This window comes from Kribbella sp. NPDC006257 (assembly GCF_040613535.1).
In the GTDB taxonomy this organism is placed as follows: domain Bacteria; phylum Actinomycetota; class Actinomycetes; order Propionibacteriales; family Kribbellaceae; genus Kribbella.
In genome coordinates, this window is sequence record NZ_JBEXSJ010000002.1 from 248,750 (window position 1) to 272,790 (window position 24,041).

General features: G+C 67.9%; 22 protein-coding genes. 8 read left to right on the forward strand and 14 right to left on the reverse strand.

The window, feature by feature from the left end; genetic code table 11:
- The first annotated feature begins 2 nt into the window (after nt 1-2).
- Entirely contained in the window at nt 3-461 is a 459-nt protein-coding gene (locus ABZ004_RS03475) for a VOC family protein (protein ID WP_355678153.1), read from the forward strand.
- A gap of 75 nt (nt 462-536) precedes the next feature.
- Here ABZ004_RS03475 and ABZ004_RS03480 read toward each other — a convergent pair whose 3' ends face one another.
- Nucleotides 537-1,784 (reverse strand): MFS transporter, encoded by a 1,248-nt coding sequence (locus tag ABZ004_RS03480; RefSeq protein WP_355678154.1) that lies wholly within the window; start codon nt 1,782-1,784, stop codon nt 537-539.
- Between the two features lie 204 nt (nt 1,785-1,988).
- Here ABZ004_RS03480 and ABZ004_RS03485 point away from each other — a divergent pair, with 204 nt between their 5' ends.
- Entirely contained in the window at nt 1,989-2,576 is a 588-nt protein-coding gene (locus ABZ004_RS03485; RefSeq protein ID WP_355678155.1) for a hypothetical protein, read from the forward strand.
- Here the strand turns inward: ABZ004_RS03485 and ABZ004_RS03490 are convergent.
- Both ABZ004_RS03490 and ABZ004_RS03495 read right to left on the reverse strand, forming a co-directional pair.
- Nucleotides 2,542-3,198, reverse strand: a complete 657-nt coding sequence (locus ABZ004_RS03490; RefSeq protein ID WP_355678156.1) for an HAD family hydrolase — start codon at nt 3,196-3,198, stop codon at nt 2,542-2,544. The two genes, ABZ004_RS03485 and ABZ004_RS03490, sit on opposite strands and share 35 nt — an antisense overlap.
- Nucleotides 3,195-4,346, reverse strand: coding sequence for an alpha-hydroxy-acid oxidizing protein (locus tag ABZ004_RS03495; protein WP_355678157.1), 1,152 nt, complete (start codon nt 4,344-4,346; stop codon nt 3,195-3,197). Before ABZ004_RS03495 ends, ABZ004_RS03490 begins: the two co-directional genes overlap by 4 nt.
- Before the next feature lie 77 nt (nt 4,347-4,423).
- Between ABZ004_RS03495 and ABZ004_RS03500 the strand changes: the two genes are divergently transcribed.
- Together ABZ004_RS03500 and ABZ004_RS03505 are read left to right on the forward strand one after the other, a co-directional pair.
- Nucleotides 4,424-7,183, forward strand: coding sequence for a BTAD domain-containing putative transcriptional regulator (locus ABZ004_RS03500; protein ID WP_355678158.1), 2,760 nt, complete (start codon nt 4,424-4,426; stop codon nt 7,181-7,183).
- 80 nt (nt 7,184-7,263) lie between these two features.
- Nucleotides 7,264-8,232, forward strand: a complete 969-nt coding sequence (locus ABZ004_RS03505; protein WP_355678159.1) for a hypothetical protein — start codon at nt 7,264-7,266, stop codon at nt 8,230-8,232.
- Between the two features lie 237 nt (nt 8,233-8,469).
- Here ABZ004_RS03505 and ABZ004_RS03510 read toward each other — a convergent pair whose 3' ends face one another.
- Nucleotides 8,470-9,222 (reverse strand): D-Ala-D-Ala carboxypeptidase family metallohydrolase, encoded by a 753-nt coding sequence (locus tag ABZ004_RS03510; protein ID WP_355678160.1) that lies wholly within the window; start codon nt 9,220-9,222, stop codon nt 8,470-8,472.
- 67 nt (nt 9,223-9,289) lie between these two features.
- Between ABZ004_RS03510 and ABZ004_RS03515 the strand changes: the two genes are divergently transcribed.
- From ABZ004_RS03515 to ABZ004_RS03530, 4 genes are read left to right on the forward strand one after another with little or no spacing between them, the layout of a single operon-like run.
- Nucleotides 9,290-9,919, forward strand: a complete 630-nt coding sequence (locus ABZ004_RS03515) for a SigE family RNA polymerase sigma factor (RefSeq protein ID WP_355678161.1) — start codon at nt 9,290-9,292, stop codon at nt 9,917-9,919.
- A complete protein-coding gene (locus ABZ004_RS03520; RefSeq protein ID WP_355678162.1) occupies nt 9,916-11,385 on the forward strand; it encodes a hypothetical protein in 1,470 nt (489 codons plus the stop codon). The genes ABZ004_RS03515 and ABZ004_RS03520 overlap by 4 nt, the downstream gene beginning before the upstream one ends.
- A 37-nt stretch (nt 11,386-11,422) precedes the next feature.
- A complete protein-coding gene (locus tag ABZ004_RS03525; RefSeq protein WP_355678163.1) occupies nt 11,423-11,929 on the forward strand; it encodes a SigE family RNA polymerase sigma factor in 507 nt (168 codons plus the stop codon).
- A complete protein-coding gene (locus ABZ004_RS03530; RefSeq protein ID WP_355678164.1) occupies nt 11,926-12,996 on the forward strand; it encodes a hypothetical protein in 1,071 nt (356 codons plus the stop codon). Before ABZ004_RS03525 ends, ABZ004_RS03530 begins: the two co-directional genes overlap by 4 nt.
- Before the next feature lie 26 nt (nt 12,997-13,022).
- Here the strand turns inward: ABZ004_RS03530 and ABZ004_RS03535 are convergent, their stop codons facing one another.
- The 10 genes from ABZ004_RS03535 to nuoH form a co-directional block, all read right to left on the reverse strand.
- Nucleotides 13,023-14,060 carry an SAM-dependent methyltransferase gene (locus tag ABZ004_RS03535; RefSeq protein WP_355678165.1) on the reverse strand — a complete coding sequence of 346 codons (1,038 nt, stop codon included), beginning with the start codon at nt 14,058-14,060 and terminating at the stop codon, nt 13,023-13,025.
- A 38-nt stretch (nt 14,061-14,098) separates the two neighbouring features.
- Nucleotides 14,099-14,851: a TIM barrel protein gene (locus tag ABZ004_RS03540; protein WP_355678166.1), complete on the reverse strand. Its 753-nt coding sequence runs from the start codon at nt 14,849-14,851 to the stop codon at nt 14,099-14,101.
- A gap of 85 nt (nt 14,852-14,936) precedes the next feature.
- Nucleotides 14,937-15,878, reverse strand: coding sequence for a polyprenyl synthetase family protein (locus ABZ004_RS03545; RefSeq protein WP_355678306.1), 942 nt, complete (start codon nt 15,876-15,878; stop codon nt 14,937-14,939).
- A 71-nt stretch (nt 15,879-15,949) separates the two neighbouring features.
- The gene (gene nuoN, locus ABZ004_RS03550) at nt 15,950-17,545 is read right to left on the reverse strand and encodes an NADH-quinone oxidoreductase subunit NuoN (RefSeq protein ID WP_355678307.1); all 1,596 of its coding nucleotides are present in this window, start codon (nt 17,543-17,545) and stop codon (nt 15,950-15,952) included.
- A gap of 11 nt (nt 17,546-17,556) precedes the next feature.
- Nucleotides 17,557-19,080, reverse strand: coding sequence for an NADH-quinone oxidoreductase subunit M (locus tag ABZ004_RS03555; protein WP_355678167.1), 1,524 nt, complete (start codon nt 19,078-19,080; stop codon nt 17,557-17,559).
- A complete protein-coding gene (nuoL, locus tag ABZ004_RS03560) occupies nt 19,077-20,948 on the reverse strand; it encodes an NADH-quinone oxidoreductase subunit L (protein ID WP_355678168.1) in 1,872 nt (623 codons plus the stop codon). The genes ABZ004_RS03555 and nuoL overlap by 4 nt, the downstream gene beginning before the upstream one ends.
- A gap of 11 nt (nt 20,949-20,959) precedes the next feature.
- Entirely contained in the window at nt 20,960-21,259 is a 300-nt protein-coding gene (gene nuoK, locus ABZ004_RS03565; RefSeq protein WP_355678169.1) for an NADH-quinone oxidoreductase subunit NuoK, read from the reverse strand.
- Nucleotides 21,256-22,101 carry an NADH-quinone oxidoreductase subunit J gene (locus tag ABZ004_RS03570; RefSeq protein WP_355678308.1) on the reverse strand — a complete coding sequence of 282 codons (846 nt, stop codon included), beginning with the start codon at nt 22,099-22,101 and terminating at the stop codon, nt 21,256-21,258. Before ABZ004_RS03570 ends, nuoK begins: the two co-directional genes overlap by 4 nt.
- Nucleotides 22,101-22,634: an NADH-quinone oxidoreductase subunit NuoI gene (gene nuoI, locus ABZ004_RS03575; protein ID WP_355678309.1), complete on the reverse strand. Its 534-nt coding sequence runs from the start codon at nt 22,632-22,634 to the stop codon at nt 22,101-22,103. The genes ABZ004_RS03570 and nuoI overlap by 1 nt, the downstream gene beginning before the upstream one ends.
- Nucleotides 22,635-22,689: 55 nt before the next feature.
- Nucleotides 22,690-23,982: an NADH-quinone oxidoreductase subunit NuoH gene (gene nuoH / locus ABZ004_RS03580; protein WP_355678310.1), complete on the reverse strand. Its 1,293-nt coding sequence runs from the start codon at nt 23,980-23,982 to the stop codon at nt 22,690-22,692.
- Between the last annotated feature and the right edge of the window lie 59 nt (nt 23,983-24,041).

Sequence of the window (24,041 nt, forward strand, 5' to 3'; positions counted from 1 at the left end):
GTATGACGATTCAACGGATGGACAATGTCGGGATTGTCTTCGACGATCTCGAGGCCGCCGTCGCCTTCTTCATCGAGCTCGGCATGGAGCTGGAGGGCGAAGCGCAGATCGAAGGCTCCTGGGCGGACCAGTGTGTCGGACTCGAAGGCGTCCGCTGTGACATCGCGATGCTCAAGACCCCGGACGGCCACAGCCGGCTCGAGCTGGCGAAGTACCGGAGCCCCGCACCGCTCGGCGACAGCTCGCAGAAACCACCGCACAACACCTTGGGGATGTATCGGGTGATGTTCGCCGTCGACGACATCGAGGACACCGTTGCCCGCCTCTGCAAGCAGGGCGGCGAGGTCGTCGGCGAGATCACCAGGTACGAGGACCTGTTCCGGCTCTGCTACGTCCGCGGTCCCGAGGGGATCTTGGTCGGGCTGTCCGAGCAGCTCGACCAAGGCGAGGCTGCCGGATAGTTCACGACCTGGTAGGAGGAGACGCCGACCTTCGTCCTACCGGTGGTTTGTAGTGGGTAGATGTAGCGGTCGCCCTCAGTCAGGGGCTTGCCGTTCGCGGCGCCGAGGGTAGCTCTCCACTGCCGCGGATGCACTGGTACGCCGATCCATCAACCCCGATGCGACCGCGAGCACCAGTCCGGCGACAGCCAGTACTGCGCCGACGCGGCTCGGCCATTCGTAGCCGTAGCCGGCGCCGAGGACGATGCTGCCCAGCCAGGCGCCGAGAGCGTTCGCGACGTTCAGCGTCGAGTGGTTGAGCGAGGCCGCCAGCGACTGGCCCTCGTGCGCGACATCCATCAACCGGGTCTGCAGCGCCGGGATCAGGATGCTCGCGCTGAACCCCATCGCGAACACACCGACCAGCGCGCCGGCCTTGGAGTGCGCAAGCCACCCGAAGGTGCCGAGCACGATGGTGACCGCCACCAACCCGCCGTACAGGCTGCGCATCAGTGCCCGGTCGGCGAGCCGGCCGCCGACCAGGGTGCCGCCGGTCATGCCGATGCCGTAGACGGCCAGCACGATCGTCACCGCGGCCTCGCTGAAGCCGGCCAGGTCCGTCATCGTCGGGGTGATGAACGAGTACGTCGCGAACATGCCGCCGAAGCCGACCATGCCGACCAGCAGCGCCATCCAGACCTGAGGTTTGGCCAGGGCGCTCAGCTCGCTGCGGACGTTGACGTCGTTGCCGACCGGTTGCGGCGCGACCCAGAACCAGACCGCGACCAGGGTCAGCAGGCCGAGTACGCCGACCGCGAGGAACGGCAGCTGCCAGCCGAACCGCTGCCCGAGCAGCGTGGTCAGCGGGACGCCGACGATGTTCGCCACCGGCAGGCCGACCATGATCATCGAGACGGCCCAGGCCCGCCGGTTCGCCGGCACCATCGACGAGCTGACCACCGCGCCGATCCCGAAGAACGCACCGTGCGGCAGGCCGGTGAGGAACCGGGCCGCCATCAGCATTTCGTAGCTTCCTGCAACGGCCGAGAGAACGTTGCCCAGGACAAAGACCGCCATCAGCCCCAGCAGCAGTCGTTTCCGGCCGGTCCGGGCGCCGAGCGCGGCGATCAGCGGCGCACCGACGACCACCCCGATCGCGTACGCCGAGACGACGTGCCCCGCCGTCGGGATCGAGATGTGCACCCCGTCGGCGATCTGCGGCAGCAGCCCCATCGTCACGAACTCGGTGGTCCCGATCGCGAACCCACCGGTCGCCAGAGCCAGCAACGCCAACCCGACACGCCGCGCCCCAACCCGCCCGTCAGGAGTCACTGAACTGATCACCCCTGATTGTCTCACCCACCTCAGGCTGGAAGCTGCCAACCCTCACGCACAAACGGGGCGCAACCTTTCCCAGGTTGCCGGAAGCGGCTTTCCCGTTCGGCTGTCCGTAACATGACCCGAGGGGAACAGCTGAGCACTTGCGACAGCGGTCGGCTTGGGCCAGCTGGCTGGGTAGCTGAGTTACGGCACGACGGGAGGTGAGCGATGCGGCCGGTGAACACCGAACGGCGGGCTGCGCTTGCCGATGCCGCGATCGGCGTGCTCGCGGAGACGGGGATCAGAGGGCTCACCCATCGGGCGGTCGATGCGGCCGCCGGTGAGCCCGACGGCACCACCTCGCGCTACTTCCGGACCCGGGAGGCGATGCTGCTGGGCGTCGTCGACCGGGTCAAGGAGATCCGGATGAAGATGCTCGACGACCTCGTCTCGGACGGCCTGGACCGGGCCGAACTCGTCGAAGCCTTCGTGGTCGCGGTCCACAACGCGCTGCACCGGGACCGCCCCAAGCAACTGGCGATGATGGCCCTGCTACTGGAGAGCAGTCACCGGCCGGCGCTGCGGGAGGAACTCACCCTGGTCGCGCTGTCGATGCGGCAGATGCTGGTGAAGCTGTGCGCGCGAGCCGGCGTCGAACTGACCGAGCGGGACGCCTGGGCGCTGATGAACTTCTTCAACGGAACGCTCTTCCTCGCGATGTCGCTGCCGCAGCTCGAACAGCCGACAGAGGAGATCGTCCGGGCCGGTGTCTCGGCCTTGCTCACCCCGTACGACGGATCAGCTCGCCCAACGTGATTCCGGCGGCCCGGTCCAAGTGCTCCGCGGTCAGCCCGGCAGCGCGCGCACCGAGGACGTCGAGGTCGAGGTTGTCGCCGATCATCAACGTCTCCGACGGATCCACCCCGAGCGCCTCGCAGGTCAGGTGATACGCCTGTACTGCGGGCTTGCTGTACCCGAGGCTCTGTGAGGTGCAGACCACGTCGACCAACTCGGCCAACCCGATCTGCTCGAGCTTCGCGTTCTGCTGCAGCGTGCTGCCGTTGGTCAGTACGCCGATCCGCCAACCGTTGCTCTGGGCAACTTCCAGTGCCGGGCGTGCATCGGCGAAGGCGGCCCAGTTCCGCCGGTACCAGCCGAGGAAAAACTCGAAGGTCTCGTCCTGCTCGCCGTCCGTCGCCGGCACCGGCTGCCCGAGCAGCGGCAGGAACTCCCGGAGCCGGGCCCGGCGCTGCCCCTGATGGGTGAGGGTGCCCGCGAGCCAGGCGTCGAAGCTGCGCCGCTCGATCTCGAACCACTGCGCGATCAGCTCGTCGGTCGGTGTGACGCCGAGTTCCGTGACCCAGCTCCGAACCGCGTTGGTGGCCGAGGTGGTGTGGTCGAACAGGGTGTCGTCGAGATCGAAGACTACGGCCTTCACGTGGGCCGGACCGAGTCGCGGTTCAGCTCGCGATGATTGGCGTAGCCGGAGAGGGCGAGGGTGAGATCGAGCTCGGCCAGCAGGCACCGTAGTACGTGCTCGACGCCGGCCTGACCGGCCAGCGCCAGGCCGTACAGCACCGGGCGGCCGAGCAGGATCGCCTTGGCGCCCAGGGCAAGGGCCTTGGCGGCGTCCGCACCCGTGCGGACGCCGGAGTCGAACAGGACGGTGACCTGCTCGCCGACCGTGTCCGCGATCGAGGGCAGCGCGTCCAGGGCCGCGATCGCTCCGTCGACCTGGCGGCCGCCGTGGTTCGACACGACGATGCCGTCCACACCGTGCTCGGCGGCCAGCTTGGCGTCGTCGACCGAGGTGATGCCCTTGAGCACGATCGGGCCGTCCCAGTTGTCCCGGAGGAAGGACAGTTCGTCCCAGCCCAGGCCGATGTTCTGGGACAGCTGGGCCCAGTGCATCACCGCGGCGGCCGGGTCGTCGGCGATCGGCTTGGCCAGCTTCGCCTGGAACGCGGGATCGCTGAAGTAGTTGGCCAGTCCCTCGCCCTTGAGGAACGGCAGGAAGCCACGATCCAGGTCGGCCGGGCGCCAGCCGATGGTCCCGGTGTCGAGGGTGAGCACCAGCACGGAGTACCCACTGGCCTTGGCTCGCTGCAGGAAGCTGAGGCAGACGTCCTTGTCGGTCGGCCAGTACAGCTGGTACCACTTGCTGTCCGCCTCGATCTGCTCGAACGAGTGGCTGGCCTGCGTCGAATGCGTGTAGGTCAAGCCGAGCGCATTCGCGGCCCGCGCGGTCGCCAGCTCTCCCTCGGGATGCGCGAGCGTCTGTACGCCGACCGGCGCGATCAGCACGGGCGCGGGCATCTTGGTGCCCAGGACCGTGCAGGACAGGTCCCGCTCCGTGCTGCCGCGAAGCATCCGCGGGACCAGCCGCCAGTGGTCGAAGGCGGCCAGGTTCGCCCGTGCGGTCGAGCCACTGCCCGCACTCGGGACGATGTAACCCATCGCCTCGGCGGACAGGTTCGCCGCTGCCTGGGACTCCAGCCGGGACAGGTCGGTGGTGATCTCCGGCCGGGTGTCGGAGAACATCCCCTGCACGTAGATGCTCAACTGATGGTCGGCGTAGTTGGCCATGCCCGGATGTTTTCACGGAACCGGCGTGGACGCACCGTCCGGCACAATAGGACAGGGGCAAGGTCGACGGGAGTGTTGTGGAGTTCAAGATCCTTGGTCCGGTCGAGGCGATCGCAGCCGACGGGCTGATCGTGATCCCGCCCGCCCGGGTGCGGACTCTGCTCGCGGTGCTGCTGGCCCGGCCTGGCCGGGTGCTCTCGGCGTCGGAGCTCGTCGACGCCGTGTGGGGCGACTCGCCACCCTCGAATCCGAAGCCGACGGTGCAGAACTACGTCGCCAGGCTGCGCAAGTACGTCGGCGCCGACGTCGTCCAGACCCGGCCCAACGGCTACCTGATCAACGTCGAGCCGACGGACCTGCAGACCTTTCACCGGTTGGTGGCCGAGGCAACCGATGCGAACGACCCGAAGGTCGCGGCCGAGCTGCTGCGCGAGGCACTCGGCTGCTGGCGGGGTGAGCCGTTCGCGGACGTCGAGTCGGATTCGCTGCGCCGGCACGAGGTGCCCCGGCTGGCCGAGGAACGCCTGGCTGCGATCGAACAGCTCCACGACGCTCTGCTCGCACTCGGCGAGCACACGACGCTGATCGCGCCGTTGACTGCGCTGGTGCGGGAGTATCCGGTGCGCGAACGCTTCCATGGTCAGCTGATGATCGCGCTGTACCGGTCGGGCCGGCAGGCCGAGGCCTTGGCGGCGTACGACGGCCTCGCGGACGCGCTGGCCGAGGAGCTGGGGATCGACCCCGGCCCGGAACTCCGCCGGATCCGGCAAGGTGTGCTCACCGGCGAACTCGAACCACCGGCCTGCAGCGACTCTGGTGACGGGTGGGTGACCGTTGCCCAGCTGCCGCTGCAGACGGTCGGCTTCGTCGGGCGGGACCGGCTGGTCGAAGAGGCATTGAATGGGGTCGCGGACGGCCGGCGGATCCTCGTGGTCAGCGGTCCACCAGGTGTCGGGAAGACCAGCCTGGGCGTGCGGATCGCCTACCAGTTGGCGGCTGCCTTTCCTGACGGTCAGTGGTTCGTCCGGCTCCGCGACTCCACTCCTGGCGATGTGCTGGCCGCCCTGCTGCGGCAGTCCGGCCTGCCAGGGCAGGCGATTCCGGATGGCGCCGAGGCGCGGTCGGCGGCGCTGCGGTCACGGCTGGCCGATCGGAGAGTGCTGCTGGTGCTCGACGACGCCACTGACGCCGATCAGGTCCGCCAGTTGCTGCCGGGTAGCGGCACCAGCGTCGTACTGGTGACCAGTCGATCGAATCTGCACGGCCTGGTGCTCGACGGCGCTGCCCTGTTGCCACTCGAGGTGCTGTCGCCCGGCGAGGCCGATGATCTGTTGACTCGGTTCCTGGGCGCGGAGGCGATCCACGCTGAACCGGCTGCTGCTGCTGAGCTGATCGAGCTTTGCGGCTACCTTCCACTGGCGCTTCGGATCGCGGCTGCGAACTTGGCCAATCGCCGTGGCGTTCCGATCTCGGCGTATGTCGGTGAACTGCGCGGAGGGAACCGCCTCAGCAAGTTGGCGATCAGCGGCGACCCGCGGAACGCCGTACGGGCTGCTTTTGATCTTTCCTATGCGGGGTTGGAGCCGGACGCGCAGCACCTGTTCCGCCTGCTCGGGCTGGTTCCTGGTGCGGACTTCTCTGCGGCGGCCGCTGCTGCGCTGACGGGGGGAGATGCGGACGATGCGCTGGAAGCCCTGGTCACGGCCAACCTTGTGCAGCGGATGTCGATCGACAGGTACCAGTTCCACGATCTGGTGAGGCTCTATGCGGCAGAGAGAGCTGCTGAGGAGCCGGACACCGCAGTACAGGGTTTGTTCGACTGGTACGTGAGTACTACGGACGCGGCGATGCAGTTCGGATTGGCGCACGCAGTGCAGTTGCCCCGGGCGCCGGTGGAACATCAGCCGTTCGCTGATGGGCCAGCAGGAAGGGCCTGGGTCAACCAGGAGCTGGACAACATCGTCGCGGTCGCTCGCGTCTCGCCTGAGCACAGCTGGCAGTTGGCTGACCTGCTTCGGCAGTACTTCATCGAGGAGTTGCCGACCGGCGCCTGGCGAGCTGTGACCGAAGCCGGACTCGCAGCGGCGAGAGAGGCCGGGAACGTTGCTGCTGAAGGGATACTGCTGCAGAGCCTAGGGGTCTTGGCGCACACTGTCGGAGATTCGGAGGCGGGTCTGAAGCAGTGGTACGAGGCGCTGGACTGCTACCGCCGGTCGGGCCTTTCCGACGCAGAGCCTTCAGTGCTGTCGAATCTCGGGGTCGCCCACCTGCTGCGCGACGAGCTGGGCCCGGCCGCCAAGGTGCTGTCCCAGGCGCGGCGGCTGACCACCAATCCGGTGCTGACGGCAACGATTCTGATCAATCTGTCCTACGTGCAGTACCTGGCCGGTGAGTTGACGGCCGCGGTGGCCACGGCGACCGAATGCATCGGGCTGGCGGTGACCGAGCGACAGTCGCTCTCGGGGTACGGCAATCGTGGTTCCGCCTTGCGGGCGATGGGCGATCACGAGGCGGCGCAGGCCGACCTGCGCACCGCGCTGCCGCTGACCAACCGGCAGGTCGCCGTCAGCGTGCGAGTCGAACTGGCTCTCTCACTCGCGGCGACGGGGGAACCCGGCGAGGCACTCGAGCTGGCCAACGAAGCGCTCGAGCTGGCTGGGAACAACCGGTGGTCCAGAGCAGAGGCCTTGATCACCCGCGGCATGATCCGCGGCGAGGCCGGAGTGGACGATCTCCGGCAAGCCAGACAACTGGCAGACGCAGCCGGCTTCCCCCGCCTCCTGAAGCAGGCGGACCGGCTGCTCGCGGCCAGCGGGCATGACATCCATCAGGCCTAGGTCAGGACGGACGGCATCGGACTGCTCGGCTCTCGGCAACGAGAGTGAGGGGGTCACCGAGTGGAGGAGGCTGTCACCGAATGAAGACGAAGCGGCGGTTCTGGCCGGCGATCGGGTTGTTCTTCTTGTCGCCGCTGGTGGCCGAGTTCCTGCTCGGGAATCTGCCGATCACGGCACTGTTCGCGGTGATCGGCCTGGCCCCCCTGTACGGCGGTGGCGCGGTGCTGATCCGCGAGTTCGTCCGGCGCCGGGGCTGGGGTTATCCGAGCATCCTCGCGCTGGCGCTCGCGTACGGCGTACTGGAGGAAGGCGTGACCACGCAGTCGCTCTTCAATCCGAATTACGCGGATCTGCGGCTGCTTGATCCCGGGCACATCGGCTTCCTCGGCATGGGAGCGCCGTGGACGCTGTTCGTCCTCACCCTGCACACGGTCTGGAGCATCACGGTCCCGATCGTGCTGGTGGAAGCTGTGTCCAAGCGACCGCGCGAACCTTGGCTCGGCAAGGTCGGTCTGTGGGTGATGAGCGTGCTGTTCGTGATCGGCGTCGCCGCGACGACGCTGATCCAGTTGAAGAACGACTCCTTCGTGGCATCGCCGGCGCAGTTCACCGGCGTCGCGCTGGTCTTCTTCGCGCTGATCGGTCTAGCGGCGCGGCTCGGAACGAAGGAAACGATCCGCAGGCCCGGAGGGGTGCCTGCGGTGTGGCTCGCCGGCCTGATCTCGCTGGCGGTGACCTCGGCGTTCATGCTCCTGGACAACCTCGACCTCAACGGGTGGCTGACCGCCTCGATCTACCTGGTCGGTTGGGTGGTCGCGACGTTAGTGATCCTGTACTGGTCTCGCAGTGAGTCGTGGACCAAGCAGCATGTGCTTGCGCTGGCGAGCGGCGCACTCCTCACCTACGCCTGGCATGCCTTTCCCGAGTCCCCGGTCTTCGACGCTCCGAAGACAGTCGACCTCATAGGCAACGCGATCTTCGCCGTCCTCGCAGTTGTCCTCCTGGTTGTCGCCCGGCGAAGTAGCGCCCGGAGCCCGAACGGCTGGTGAAAGTGAACGTCGGGCATCTCTTCGGATCAAGGGGGCCGCTGCTCAACTCGAAGGCTCCCACCACCTTGGCCGACCTTGCTTCCCGGATCTCGTACCTGAACGGTGCGGTGCGGGACCGGCGTAGGCCGGGGCAGCTTTTGTCGTACGACTTTCCCGCGCCCAGTGAGCGGGGCCGGCATCTTCCAGCCGCAGGCCTTCGGCGTGCGGGTGGCGGACTCGTTGACAGGGGTTCGACGGTCAGATGCCGCAGTTCGGGGCGGACCAGGAGTTGGTGGTGCGGATGTCCACGTGGGTGTGGTCGTCGTGGCCGGGGTAGCCAGGGCCGAAGATGCCGCCGAAGCCGTGGTAGCGCGCCTGCTTGGCCATCGTGCAGAACGAGTGCGAGCCGGTCAGGTCGGCCGACCGCCCGTACAGGTGCTGGCTGTTGCTCGCGCCGCCGACCGAGTTGTTGCAGGGGATGCTGCGGAACCCGCTGCTGATGTTGAGCGCCTGGTCACCGAGGGCATGCCGCAGCGCCTCCAGCTGCCACATGGTCTGCAGCGCGTTGGCCTTGGTCGCCGCCTCGGACAGCGGCCCACCGTCGTACCCGCTACCGCCACAGCCGTCATCGAGCTCGGCATAGGTGAAGTGGATCGGCGTGCAGTCGTCGTCCTGCAGGGCATAGATCTTGCTGTACGTCGAAGCGGCGGCAACCCCGTCGGAAGTGAGCCCGTACGCCGTCTGGAAGCGCTGGACGGCTGCCTTCGTGGCCGGCCCGAAGATCCCGTCGGTGGCGATATGAGCTCCGTACGCCGGGTAGCCGGCCACCCGGATCTGCAACTGCCGGACGTCCTCACCGCTGGTGCCCTCGGTGAGGGTGCGACTCCAGGTGTAGCAACCGTCGGCATGCGCCTTGGTCGCCGTGACGATCGAGGTGGTGACGCCGGTCGCGAGCATCGCCGCGAACAGGGCCAGTACGGCGAGGATCCTGGGAAGTCTCTTGCTGAGCATGGGGGTTACCTCCGGACGCGAGGGACGGAACGCGTGGTCACGGCCAGAATTGCGTCACTATCTACCTTTGACCAGGGTTCAGCGGAAACTTTTCGACGAACGGGCAACCAATTCTGCGGACCGGATGGTCAGCCATCATGTGACCATCGACGACAGCACGCTCACCCTGCGTGCACGGGGGACGGGGCGCCAGGTGACCGCAACGGAGAATTTCGACGCCTTCGTGATGGCCCGATCGCGCAAACTCCTGCGCACGGCCTATCTACTGACCTCGGACCACGCCCTGGCCGAAGACCTCGTGCAGACCGCGCTCGCCAAGGCCTGGTTCGCCTGGAGCCGGATCGAGGGCGGTGATCCCGAGCCCTACGTCCGCAAGATCATGGTGAACACCTACGCCACCTGGTGGCGGCGGCGCTGGAACGGGGAGCAGCCCACCGACGAGCTCCCGGAGTACCCCGCACCGGCGCAGGCCGAAGAGCCGACCGACATCTGGCGCGCCCTGCAGCGACTCCCCCGGCGGCAACGCGCGGTCGTCGTACTGCGGTTCTACGAGGACCTCTCCGAGGCCGAGACCGCCCGGATCCTGGGCTGCTCCGCCGGCACGGTGAAGAGCCAGACCAGCAAGGCGTTCGCCAAACTCCGCCTCGACCCCGCCCTGCTCGCGGGCACCCCTGCCGACCAGGAGGTCAGCCGATGAACCTCACCGACCTACGCGCCGAGCTGGAAGCCCGCGCCACCGAGGCCGACACCCACCCCACCGACCTGGTCTCCGGCGCCTACCGCAAGATCCGCCGGACCAAGCAACGCCGCATCGCCGGCGCCCTCGGCGGTACCGCCGTCGTCGCCCTGCTGGCGGCCGGCCTGATCGCACCCAGCCTCACCTCGACAACGCCCGACCCGGCCCAGCCGCCGCCCGCCGACTACACCAAGGACGGCATCACCTTCCACGGCACGGTCGGCCACGACCGCCTGGAGAAAGCCTGGATCGGCAAGCCTGGCCAGAGCCCACTCACCTTCACCTGGACCCCGGCGACGAACAACGTGACGCTGCGCAGCATCTGCCGCTCGACCGCCTCCGCCGCGAAGTCGATCCGCATCTGGGTCAACGGCCACAAGGTCACCTCTCTCGACTGCATCACCGGCACCAACGAGAGCGGTACCGCCACCCAGCTCCTCACTCCGGCCAACGCCCTCTGGGTCGACGCCCCGATCGGCAAGCCGGCCGAGGTCAAGGTCTCCATCTACGACCAGGCCTCCGGCCGGGAAGGCGACTCGAGCGCCCAACTGGCCTTGGGGATCTACGACACCCCGATCCCGACGATCGATCCGTACGAGCTGGTGCCGACCCGGATCCCGGCCGCCGGACCCGGTGACCAGAGCAAGGACGGCATCCGGTTCCGCGCCAAGGTCGGTGGCAACACCCTGGCAGCGGCTGCCATCGGCGATCCCGGCCAGAACTCGGTCCAGGTGCGGTTCAAGCCGACTGGTGCGCCTCTGGTCCTGAAGGCCTTCTGCACAGCGAACAACGGTGAGGACCAGCAGCCGCCGTACACGATCTCGGTGCGGATCGGGACCGGCCCGGCGCGGGTCACCAACTGCTTCGCCGACACCACCGACGTCGGCACAGCGAGCGGCTCCTCGCTCCCCTGGCCTGCGTCGACCGAGACGGTTCAGGCCACCGCCACCCTGGTGGATCTGAAGGGCAGGCCGGTGACCGTCAAGGACGCCCGGATCGCCTTCGGGGTGTACTTCCAGGGACCGCAGCAGATCGTCACGGCACCGGACGGCAGCAGCGTCGCAGTGGACGAGCTCATCGAGGCCAACGGCTACACCTACAAGCTGGCTGACCTGAAGACGGCCGACGCGGCGACCACCCGGCAGTTCTCCATCAATGTCCCCACCGACAAGCCGTACGTCTTCGGCGCCGGCAGCACCAGCCTCGGAGCCTCGAAGGCCGTCTCCGGCGACGTGGCCGGCGTGACCGGGATGTATCTGAGCACCGACCCCTCGCAGCCGGGTGCCGTCGACGACTTCGGCTTCGGAACCGCTCTCCAACCGGCCGGACACCCGCTGGAAAATCCCGGTGTCGCCACCTTCAAGCTGCAGGACGGGCATCCGACGAAGGGCAAATACGTCCTCGCCGTCTATCTTCCGGTGGAGTGATGCAACCTTTTCGGGGGGCCGACCGCTGGTAGGTGGTGTGGAGATCGTGGTGAGCGACGAGGGCGTGGAGTTCGAGGACTTCATGGCGGCCCGGTATGCCTCTTTGCTCCGGACCGCCTACCTGCTCACTCAGGACCGGGTGCTCGCGGAGGATCTGCTCCAGACGGCGCTGGCGAAATGCTGGCCCGTCTGGCGGCGGATCGACGACCCGGGGCCGTACGTGCACCGGACGCTGGTGAACACCTACACCTCGTGGTGGCGGCGGCGCTGGAACAACGAGTACCCGACCGACGAGCTCCCGCACACCGCCACCAGCGATCACGCCGGCCTGGACGATCGCACCGACCTCGGCGAGGCGCTCCGCCGGCTACCGCGCCGGATGCGGGCCGTCATCGTGCTCCGTTTCTACGAGGACCTGCCCGAGGCGGAGGCCGCCCGGATCCTCGGTTGTTCGGTCGGCACGGTGAAGAGCCAGACCAGCCGCGCGCTGGCGAAACTCCGGATCGACCCGGCCCTTCTCGACGCCGTCAGGGAGCAGTCATGAGGATCGACGACCTGCGCCACCACCTGCAGGAGCAGGCCGGCGAGATCGACCCGGCCCAACCGGTCCCGCTGGCCGCCGTACGGCGTCGCCGGGCGCAGCTGCGGCACCGCCGGATCGCCACGACCGGCGTGGCCGGGATCGCCGTCATCGCCACCGCAGTTGCCTTGAGCAACGGCTATCGGATCGACGCCGACGCGCCACCGGCGTCGACTCCGTCGGCGGTCGGGCCGACGGCGTACCCGGCCGCTGAGCCGGACGGTCTGCCGGACGCCGAACCCGCGATCTCCGCCAAGGATCACCTCCAGTACGGGATCCGCTTCCGCGCCGAGGCCGCCGGAGACACCCTGCAGGCGGCGACCGTCGGCAAGCCGGGCGAGCAGTCGGTCGCGCTGCGGTGGACCCCGGGCGATCGCCGGGTCGACATCCGGGTCTTCTGCACCCGTCCCGACCAGCCCGCCGAGGTCGTCCTCAAGGTCGACGGCCGGGCCGTCACCACCGAGTCCTGCAGCAGGTTCCGGGTCAGCGATCCAGGGTCGATCGTCGCCGGCCTGCTGGACCAGAAGGTGCTGTTCCCGCATCCGGCGCAGTCGGTGAACATCACCGCCGAGATCGTCGAACCCTCCGGCGCTCCGTCCTCGTCACCCGTCCAGCAGGTCGGCTTCGGGATCTACAGCCGCGCGGACAACCGGGCGATCGGCTCCACCCCGGAGGTAGCCTTCCCCGAGCTGATCGAGCATCAGGGCCATATGTACCGCATCGACGAAGGCCTGATGACCGCGAGCTTCAGCCCGACGATGACCGACCAAGGTGTCAGCGTGCAGACCCCCGGGTTCACGCCGTGCGTCGTCGTCTTCGCGTCGGTCGGTGTCCCGGGCATCAGCACCTTCGAGGTCGCGGGCGTCTCCGGCGGCCACACCTACACGCTGGCCCCTGGCGACGGCCCGCTGGCAGGCTTCAAGTCGATCGCGATCAAGCCCCAGGCGTCCGGCTACGTCGAGGTCCGCCCGGTCGGCGACTCCCCCAGCCGCGGCCTGCTCGCGATCGGCCTGTACGTCCCCGCCAACTAGCGCAACGGAACTTCCGGCACGGGCGACTAGCCGGGGCGCCGGGCGATCAGGATGTCGCGGACGATCGCCTGGTCGACGCGGTGGACGAAGTCCTGGTACGGCGGATCGCTCAGCGGCTCGAGTCCCGCGTCGGCCAGGATCTCGGCGGCGGCTTCTCGCTTGGCGACGTTCGTGTTCCACGCGATGCCGAGTGCACCGCCCTTCCGGAGCAGCCTGGCCCAGACGGGAGCGGCTGCCTTGAGCAGGTCGATGGGGCTGCGATGGAGGCCGCTTTCCGCAGTACGGGATCCGTGCTGGACGCCGTACGGCGCGTCGGTCACCACCAGATCGAAGCTGCCCGGCTTGTAGAACTCCAGCGCCTTGGTCGTGTCCGCGCTGACATAGCTGAGGTTCAGCTTGTCGCCGGCCTTCCAGTCCTCCTTGGACAGCGCGAAGGAGACCTGCAACCGGTGCGCCGCCACCCGGCCGTCGCGCCGGACCCGGATCACCTCGGCGTCGTGCTTGTACCGCTTGCGCTTCAGCCAGGTCTGGATGAAGGTCCCGTACGCCTCGAAGTCCTTCCGGTCGACGTCGACCCCGGCCGCGTCGAACCCGTACATCAGCGCCTGGTTCATCGTCGTACCACGCCCGCAGAGCGGATCGATCACCGAGAACTTGCGGGTCAGCAGGTCCTTGGCGAAGTCCGACGACAGCAAGGTGGTGTTGAGCAGCAGCTTGGTGAACAGCTCATTCGTCTTGCCCTGGTACTTCGGGATCGTGATCAGGTCGCTGTCGAGCCGGTCCAGGGACTCCAGGAACACGGGTTCCAGGAGCTTCCCGTCGTACCGGAAGAGCGCGTAGATCGACGACAGGTTGGCGAGCTTGGCCGCGTCGGACTCGGTCAGGTCATCGGCCTCGAAGGTGACGTACGGGACGCCGCCGATCGTCGTACGGGCGATGTCGTGGACCGGCTGGTCGAGGGCGGTCTGACCGAACAGGGCCAGCTCCGCCATCGTCAGTTCGGTCGACGACTCGGCGTACACCCGGTTGGTCGACGGAAGTATGAGTAGCGCGTACTGAGCCATGTCTCCTGCACATCACGAGTCTTTGCGGACCCGCCATGCTAAACCCAGGAGTGCAGGTCCGCGGCGTCGGTGGTGAACTGGCTGACCGAGTCGTCGGCGACGAATTCGAGCAGAGCGTTGATCTCGCGCGGCTCGGCGGCGAGGCGGTCGAGGACCGGTCGCCACAGCGACTCACGGGCCGCCAGCGGTAGCCGGGTGTTCGACGGCCACCACGAGAACACATGCACCGTGCTCAGCCAGGGCATCAGCGCCTCGAGCTGTTGCAGGCATTCGGCATCGTTGAGGTCGACCGGCGGCTGCCAGTACGTCGTGAGGTTCGGCGCCCCGACATCGAGCAGCAGCGTGATGGTCGAGTCGACCTCGTCGGTGAGCGTGTTGCGGTGGAACTCCATCGCGATCTCGATCCCGGACCCGGCCGCGACATCGGCCAACTCGGCCAGCCCACGCGTCACCGCCATCCGGTCCCCCACGCCGGCCTCAGCCGTGCCGACGCTCCCGGCCCAGACGCGGATCCTGGGCGCACCCAGCTCCACCGCGGTCGTCACCGCCGTACGGATCTCTTCCCGGTCGACACTGCCGGCCCGCAGATAGGATCCGTACGCCGCGATCGCGATCCCCCGGTCCTCGCACAGAGCACGCGCCTTCCGCGCCGCCGGCAGGTCACCGAGCGGGACATGGACGTCCCCGCCCCACTCGATCGCCGCCAGCCCTGCCTGCTCGGCCACCTCGACGACTTCCTCGACCCCCAGCTGCCGGAACGTCACCGAGACCAAACCGGTCCTCACACCCACGCGAGCCTCCTCGTGTCCACCCCTCCATCCAACCTCATCACCCCAGCCCACCCCAGCAACCGTCCACAGCCGGTCCGGTGCGGGGTCAGACCGAGCGGGTGACGACCAGGTCGCAGAGGGATTCCAGCGCCGCGCGGGCGGAGCCTTCGGGGAGGTCCTCGAGGAGTTTGCGGGCGTCGTCGGCCCGGCGGCGGACGTCGTCCTCGGCCTGCCGCAGCGACGGGTGGTCGCGGAGTACGGCGAGGGTTTCGGCCAGCCGGGTGTCGTCGGTGAGGTCGGAGTCGAGCAGCTCCGCCAACCGAGCGTCGGCGGGGTCCGACGGGTCGGCCTGGGCGCGGAAGATCAGCACCGGCAGGGTCGGGACGCCCTCGCGGAGGTCCGTGCCGGGAGTCTTGCCGGACTGGCCGGACTCCGAGGTGACGTCGAGGATGTCGTCGGCGAGCTGGAAGGCCACGCCGATCTCCTCGCCGAACGCCCGCAGCGTCTCCTGGGTCTCCTCCGGAGCACCGGCGAACCGGGCACCGAAGAGAACAGAGGTAGCGATCAAGGAGCCGGTCTTGTCCGCGACCACCGACAGGTAGTGCGCGAGCGGGTCCTGCCCCTCGGTGACGCCGAGCGTCTCCCGGATCTGCCCCTCGACCAGCCGGCCGAAGGTGCGGGCCTGGATCCGGACCGCCTCCGGCCCCAGCGAAGCGACCAGGTCGGAGGCCCGGGCGAACAGCCAGTCACCGGTCAGGATCGCGACCGAGTTGTCCCAGCGCGCGTTCGCGGTGGACGAACCGCGCCGCAGCGCCGCCTCGTCCATCACGTCGTCGTGGTACAGCGTCGCCACGTGAGTGAGCTCGACGACCACGGCCGCGTCCACCACCTCGGCGGCAGCCGGTTCCGGCCCGAACTCCGCCCCGAGCAGCGCCAGCAACGGCCGGAACCGCTTGCCGCCGGCAAACATCACGTGTTGCGCGGCCTCGGTGACGAACGGAGCCTCGGACCGGGCGGAGTCGGCGAGCGCGCGCTCGACGGACTCCAGCCCAGCACGAACCCGGGACTCGAGCGCCGGATCGGCGAACTCGAACCCCAGGCTCTCAGCAGGCGACGTGCTCACCGGATGAACTCACCCGCTCGCGACGCCAGGTCGAGCACCGGCCCGGGCACCAGGCCCAGTACGACGGTTGCCGCGAGCCCCAACGCCACCGCGGTCGTGGTCTGCCAACCCGGCAGCGCCACGTCCGGGCTGTCGGCCGGCAGGTCGGAGAAGAACATCAGCACGATCACGCGGACGTAGAAGAACGCGGCGACCAGGCTGCAGAGCACCGCGACGACCACCAGCGGCCAGGCGCCACCGGTCCAGGCCGCGGTGAACACGGCCCACTTGCCGGTGAAGCCCGCGGTCAGCGGGATCCCGGCGAAACCGAGCAGGAAGAAGGCGAAGATGCCGGCCAGCAGCGGCGACTTCTTACCCAGGCCGGCCCAGCGGGACAGGTGCGTCGCCTCGCCACCCGCGTCGCGGACCAGGGTCACCAGCGCGAAGGCGCCGATGGTCGGGAAGCCGTAGCAGACCAGGTAGAACAGCACCGCCTGCGTCGAGGTGATGCCGTGCGTGACACCCGAACCGCTCTGTGCCAGGCCGACGAACGCGGTCAGCAGGAAGCCCGCGTGCGCGATCGACGAGTAGGCCAGCATCCGCTTCACGTCGGTCTGCGTGATCGCGACGATCGAACCGACCACCATCGTCAAGATGGCGACGATCCACATCATCGGCGCCCAGTCCCAGCGGGTTCCGCCGAGGGCGACGTAGAAGACCCGCATCAGCCCGATGAACGCGGCGATCTTGGTGCAGGCCGCCATGAAGCCGGTGATCGGCGTCGGGGCGCCCTGGTAGACGTCCGGCGTCCACGAGTGGAACGGCACGGCGCCGACCTTGAACAGCAGGCCGACCCCGATCAGGCCGGTGCCGGCGAGCAGGATCGCGTCGCCACCGGTCTTGGTGGCCAGCGCGTCGGAGATGCCCGGCAGCGACATGGTCCCGGCGTACCCGTAGAGCAGGGCGATGCCGTAGAGCAGGAAGGCCGAGGCGAACGCGCCGAGCAGGAAGTACTTCATCGCGGCTTCCTGCGAGATCAGCCGGCGACGACGCGCCAGCCCACACAGCAGGTACAGCGGCAGCGAGAAGACCTCGAGCGCGACGAACAGCACCAGCAGGTCGTTCGCCGAGGCGAACAGCATCATGCCGCCGACCGCGAACAGCGTCAGCGGGAAGATCTCGGTGTGCTCGACCTTGGCAGCGGTGCCTTCACGCTCGGCCTCACTGCCCGGTACGGCGGCCGCCTGGCCGGCGAAGGCGGACAGGCCGCCGTCGATCGAGCGCTCGGCGAACAGCAGCACGCTGATCAGCGTCAGCGCGAGCAGGATGATCCAGGTGAACAGCGCCGGACCGTCCACCGAGATGGCGCCCTGGGCGGCGACCAGGGACTTCTTGTCGTGCATCAGGATGCCGGTCAGTACGCCGGCCGCCAGCAGCGCGACGATCGCCAGGGCGACCTGGACCAGGTGCCGGTAGGCCCGCGGCAGGAACGCCTCCGCGACGACACCGACACAGCCGGCACCGAACACGACGAGCAGCGGAGCCAGCTCGTTGTACTCGATCTTCGGCTTGACGAAGTCCGCCAGCGGCAACGCCTGCGCTACCAGCGGCATGAGTACTGCACTCACTTCTGTCCCTCCGTCACGGGAACCTGCGGGGCCTTGTCGGTGACGCCCACGTGCTGCATCGTCGACTCGACCGCCGGCTTGATGATGTCGACCACCGGCTTCGGGTAGATGCCGAAGCCGATGATCAGCACGACCAGCGGTGCGATCGCGAGTACCTCGCGGGGGTTCAGGTCCTTGAGCTTCTCGATGCCGTCCCGGACCGGACCGGTCATCAGGCGCTGGTACATGATCAGGATGTAGAGCGCCGCGAACACGATCCCGAGCACGGCGATCACCGCGATCACCTTGTGCTTGCTGAAGGTTCCGGCCAGCACCATGAACTCGGAGATGAACGGCGACAGACCCGGCAGCGCCAGGCTGGACAGACCGGCGAACAGGAAGGTGCCGGCCAGCACCGGAGCCACCTTCTCGACCCCGCCGTAGTCGGCGATCCGGGCCGAGCCACGCCGCGAGATCAGGTAGCCGGCCACCAGGAACAGCGCCGCCGTGGAGAGACCGTGGTTGAACATGTACAGCGTCGACCCGGTCAGGCCCTGTGAGGTGAGCGCGAAGATGCCCATCACGATGAAGCCGAAGTGCGAGATCGAGGTGTACGCGATCAGCCGCTTGATGTCGGTCTGGCCGATCGCCACCAACGCGCCGTACAGGACGCTGATCAGGGCCAGCACCAGGACCACCGGGGTGGCCCACTTGGAGGCCTCCGGGAACAGGCCCAGGCAGAACCGGATCATCCCGAAGGTGCCGATCTTGTCCAGGATGCCGACCAGCAGCACCGAGGTGCCCGGCGTCGCCTCGGCGGCGGCGTCCGGCAGCCAGGTATGGAAGGGCACCATCGGCGCCTTCACCGCGAAGGCGAAGAAGAAGCCGAGGAACAGCCAGCGCTCGGTGTTCTGGCTCATGTCGACCTTCATCAGGTCGGTGAGCAGGTACGACGGGTCGCCGTGCTTGGCCGACACGACGTACAGGCCGACCACCGAGGCCAGCATCAGCAGGCCGCCGAGCAGCGAGTAGAGCAGGAACTTCACCGCGGCGTACGAGCGCTGCGCGCCGCCGAAGCCACCGATCAGGAAGTACATCGGGATCAGCGTGGCCTCGAACAGCACGTAGAAGAGGAACACGTCGGTGGCGGCGAAGACGCCGATCGACAGCATCTCCAGGCCGAGGATCCAGGCGAAGAAGGACTTCTCGCTCCACCGGCCGGTCTTCGCGTCGTTCCAGGAGGCGATCAGCACGATCGGGGTGAGCAGCGCGGTGAGCACCACCAGCACGATCCCGACGCCGTCCAGGCCGAGCGCGTAGTGCGCGCCGAACGCCTTGATCCAGGTGACGTCCTCGGCGTAGTCGGCCGGGCCGTTGCGGTGGTAGCCGATCGCGATCACGATCGTCAGCGCCAGCGTGATCAGCGCGAAGCCGAGGGCGACCTGCTTGGCCAGGGTCGTCCGCGACTTCGGCACCGCCATCGTCGCCAGGGCTCCCACGAACGGCAGGAGCAGTGTCAGGGTCAGCCAACCGATGTTCACGACAACCTCACCGCGAGGAGGGCGACGACCACGAATGCGGCGCCGAAGACCATGCTGAGTGCGTAGGAACGGACGAAGCCCGTCTGGAACCGGCGGAGCCGGCCGGACAGCCCACCGAAGAGTGCGGCCAGCCCGTTGACCAGGCCGTCCACCCCGCGGTTGTCGAGCCAGACCAGCGTCCGGGTGAGGTACTGGCCCGGGCGCATCAGGACCGCCTCGTTCAGCGCGTCGCCGAACAGGTCACGGCGGGCGAAGGTGGTGACCGGCGAGACCCGGACCGGCGCCTCGCGCGGGATGTCGCGGCGGTACAGCAGCACCGCGATGACGATGCCGACGGCAACGACCGCGAGGGTGATCAGCGTCATCACCAGCGCGCTGAGCGGAGCGTGCTCCTCCTCGTGCCCGACCACCGGCTCGAGCCAGTCGACGATCCAGTGCCCGGCGAAGTACAGCGCACCGCCGCCCAGCGACAGGGCCGCCAGGATCATCAGCGGGACCGTCATCACCTTCGGCGACTCGTGCGGGTGCACGTCCTTCTCCCAGCGCTTCTCGCCGAAGAAGGTCATCAGCATCATCCGGGTCATGTAGAACGCGGTGATACCGGCGCCGAGCAGCGCGCAGAGACCGATCACGATGTTGTCCGCGAACGCGGCCTCGATGATCTTGTCCTTGCTGAAGAAGCCGGCGAACGGCGGGATGCCGAGGATCGCCAGGTAGCCGAAGGCGAAGGTGACGAAGGTGACCTTCATGTACTTCGCCAGGCCGCCGTAGTGCCGCATGTTCACGTCGTCGTTCATGCCGTGCATCACCGAGCCGGCACCGAGGAACATGTTGGCCTTGAAGAAGCCGTGCGTGAGCAGGTGGAAGATGGCGAACACGTACCCGACCGGGCCGAGGCCGGCGGCGAGCATCATGTAGCCGATCTGGCTCATCGTGGAGCCGGCCAGACCCTTCTTGATGTCGTCCTTGGCGCAACCGATGATCGCACCGGCGAGCGCGGTGACCGTGCCGACGATCACCACCGCGGTGGAGGCCGCGTCGGTGACCGCGTAGATCGCGTGCGAGCGGACCACCAGGTACACGCCCGCGGTGACCATGGTCGCCGCGTGGATCAGGGCCGAGACCGGGGTCGGGCCCTCCATCGCGTCCAGCAGCCAGGACTGCAGCGGCACCTGCGCGGACTTGCCGCAGGCCGCCAGCAGCAGCATCAGGCCGACCAGCGTCGCCCAGGTCTTGGACATCCCGTCGGCGCCGGCGTTCACGGTCGTGAAGGCCGACGAGCCGAACAGCGCCCACATGCTCATCACCGCGAGCGAGAGGCCGATGTCACCGACCCGGTTCACCACGAACGCCTTCTTCGCGGCGGTCGCGGCCGAGTGCTTGTGCTGCCAGAAGCCGATCAGCAGGTACGACGCCAGACCGACGCCTTCCCAGCCGACGAAGACCAGCAGGTAGTCGGCCGCCAGGACCAGCAGCAGCATCGACGCGATGAACAGGTTCAGGTACCCGAAGAAGCGGCGCCGCCGCGGGTCGTGTTCCATGTAGCCGATCGAGTAGATGTGGATCAGCGAACCCACACCGGTGATCAGCAGCACGAACAGGATGGACAGCTGGTCGACCAGCAGGGTCACATCCACATGGATGCTGCCGACCGAGAACCACTCGAACAGCTTGATCGTCTCGGACCGCTCTTCGCCGGACCTGCCCTGCATCTGGAAGAACAGCAGGACTCCGCAGACGAAAGAGGCCAGCGACGCCGCGGTCCCCAGCAGGTGACCCCATTTGTTGGTGGCCTTGCCACCAACAAGCAGGATCGCCGCGGAGACCGCCGGGATCGCGACCAGCAGCCACGTCAGCTCATGACTCATCGGTTATGACCTCAGTACTTGAGCAGGTTGGCGTCGTCGACCGAGGCCGAGCGACGGGTGCGGAAGATGGCCATGATGATCGCCAGCCCGATCACGACCTCGGCCGCGGCCACCACCATCACGAAGAAGGCGGCGATCTGACCGTCGAGGTTGCCGTGCTGGCGGGCGAAGCTGACGAACGCGAGGTTGGTCGCGTTCAGCATCAGCTCCACGCACATGAAGACGACGATGGCGTTCCGGCGTACCAGTACGCCGAGCGCCCCGATACTGAAAAGGATCGCCGAGAGCACGATGTACGGCTCGGTACTCACAGCTTGTCTCCTTCACCGAATCCGGTCAGGTCCGTACCGGTGGGTTCCGGCGGGACCTCGTCGCCCGCGTCGCCGTCGGCGATCCTGCGGACCGTTTCGATCTCGTCGCGTTCCTCGGTCTCGGGGAACACCGTGCCACGGGCCTGCAGCACCCGCGACACCGAGGTCGTCGCGATCGACCCGTCCGGCAGCAGCGCCGGGGTGTCGACGGCATTGTGCCGGGCCAGTACGCCGGGGGTCGGCAGCGGGCCGGGGTGCACACCGAGTTCGGCGTACTTGCGGATCCGCTCCTCGGCGTGGTCGCGCTGGGTCAGCTTCTTGGTCAGCCGCTCGCGGTGCGCCAGCATCATCGCGCCGAGCGCCGCCGTGATCAGCAGCGCCGAGGTGACCTCGAAGGCGAACACGTACTTGCCGAACAGCAGCTGCGCGATCCCCTTCGGGTTGCCGTCCGGCTGCGCGTTGCCCAGCCCGACCGGGTCGCCGTAGACCGAGCTGCCGGTCGCGAAGATCAGCAGCACCGCGATCCCGAGGAAGCCGATGCCGGCCCACAGCCGCTGACCCTTGATGGTCTCGACCAGCGAGTCCGACGCGTCGACGCCGACCAGCATCAGCACGAACAGGAACAGCATCAGGATCGCGCCGGTGTAGACGATGATCTGGACCGCGAACAGGAACGGTGCGTCCTGCGCGGCGTACTGGACCGCCAGGCAGATCATCACCGTTGCCAGCAGCAACGCCGAGTGCACCGCCTTGCGGACCAGGATCATCGCGATCGCGGCCAGCACCATGATCGGTGCGAGCATCCAGAACGCGACCTGGCCGCCGGTGACGAGCGGAACCATCACTGGTCAGCACCCCCCTTGAGCGAGCTCTCGGGGTGGATCGACGCGCTCTCCGGAACCACCGCGGAGCCGGTCAGCCCGAGGTAGTAGTCGGTCTGGGACTTGCCCAGCTGCATCTCGTGCGGCGGCTCCTCCATGCCCGGCAGGAGCGGGGCCAGCAGGTCCTTCTTCTCGTAGATGAGGGACTCGCGGCTGCGGTCGGCCAGCTCGTACTCGTTCGTCATCGTCAGCGCCCGGGTCGGGCAGGCCTCGATGCAGAGTCCGCAGAGGATGCAGCGCAGGTAGTTGATCTGGTACACCCGGCCGTACCGCTCGCCGGGAGAAAAGCGGCCGGAGCCACCCGCTGCGCTTTCATCGTTATCCGCGCCCTCGACGTAGATCGCGTCCGCGGGGCAGGCCCACGCACACAGCTCACAGCCGATGCACTTCTCCAGCCCGTCCGGCCAGCGGTTCAGCTGGTGCCGGCCGTGGAACCGCGGTGCGGTCGGCTTCTTCTCGAAGGGGTACTGCTCGGTGAACACCTTGCGGAACATCGTCCGGAAGGTGACGCCGAACCCGGCGACGGGGTCCCAGAGGGACTCTTTGACGCTAGCCACGACTAACTTCCTCGCTCTTGGAATCGACGAGAGGTGGTGGGACCGGGAAGCCACCGGCGAAGGCGTCGAACTCGCCACCCTCGGCTTCCGGCTCGGTCTGCTCGGTCTTCTTCGACGGCAGGAAACTCGAGATGACGACGAACGCGAGGATGATGCCGGCGGCCACCAGCAGGTAGGTGCGCCGGTCGGAGCCGTCCGACTGGCGGCCGACCGCCCGGACCGTGGCGACCAGCAGGATCCAGCCCAGCGAGACCGGGATCAGGACCTTCCAGCCCAGCTTCATGAACTGGTCGTAGCGCAGCCGCGGCAGCGTTCCGCGCAACCAGATGTAGAAGAAGATGAAGCACATCATCTTGCCGACGAACCAGAGCACCGGCCAGTAGCCGGAGTTCGCGCCGTCCCACAGCGAGATCGGCCACGGGGCCCGCCAGCCGCCCAGGAACAGGGTGGTCGCGAGCGCCGACACGGTCGCCATGTTGATGTACTCGGCCAGGAAGAACATCGCGTACTTCATCGACGAGTACTCGGTCAGGAAGCCGGCCACCAGCTCGCCCTCGGCCTCCGGCAGGTCGAACGGCGCCCGGTTCGTCTCGCCGATCATCGAGATCACGTAGATCACGAAGGACGGGAAGAGCAGGAACGCGTACCAGCCCGGCACCGGGATGTGCGCCAGGCCGAACAGGTTCAGGGTCTGGTGCGAGCCCTGCGCCGCGACGATCTCCGAGGTGGACATCGAGCCGGCGAACAGGAAGACCGTCACCAGCGCCAGGCCCATCGCGACCTCGTAGGAGATCATCTGGGCGCTGGAGCGCAGACCACCGAGCAGCGAGTACGTCGAGTTGGACGACCAGCCGCCGAGCACGATGCCGTAGATGCCGATCGAGGCGATCGCCATCACGTAGAGCACCGAGACCGGCAGGTCGGTCAGCTGCAACCGGGTGTAGGTGTCGGTGAACGGGATCTTCACCGTCGGGCCGAACGGGATCACCGCGAAGGTGAGGAAGGCCGGGATCGACACGATCACCGGTGCCGCGACGTAGACGAACTTGTCCACGCCCTTCGGCATCAGGTCTTCCTTGAACATCAGCTTCATGCCGTCGGCCAGCGACTGGAGCAGACCGAACGGGCCGTGCACGTTCGGGCCGATCCGGTGCTGCATCCGGGCCACCACCCGGCGTTCCCACCAGATGTTGAACAGGGTCAGCACGATCAGGAAGACGAAGATCAGCAGCACCTTGATGCCCACGACCCGCCAGCAGCCGTTGGATCGGCGGGCCGGTCTCAGGGTGCTCTCGGATGAGCTTGCCGAGGCACCTACGCTTCTCGCGCATCGCCTGCAGTTGC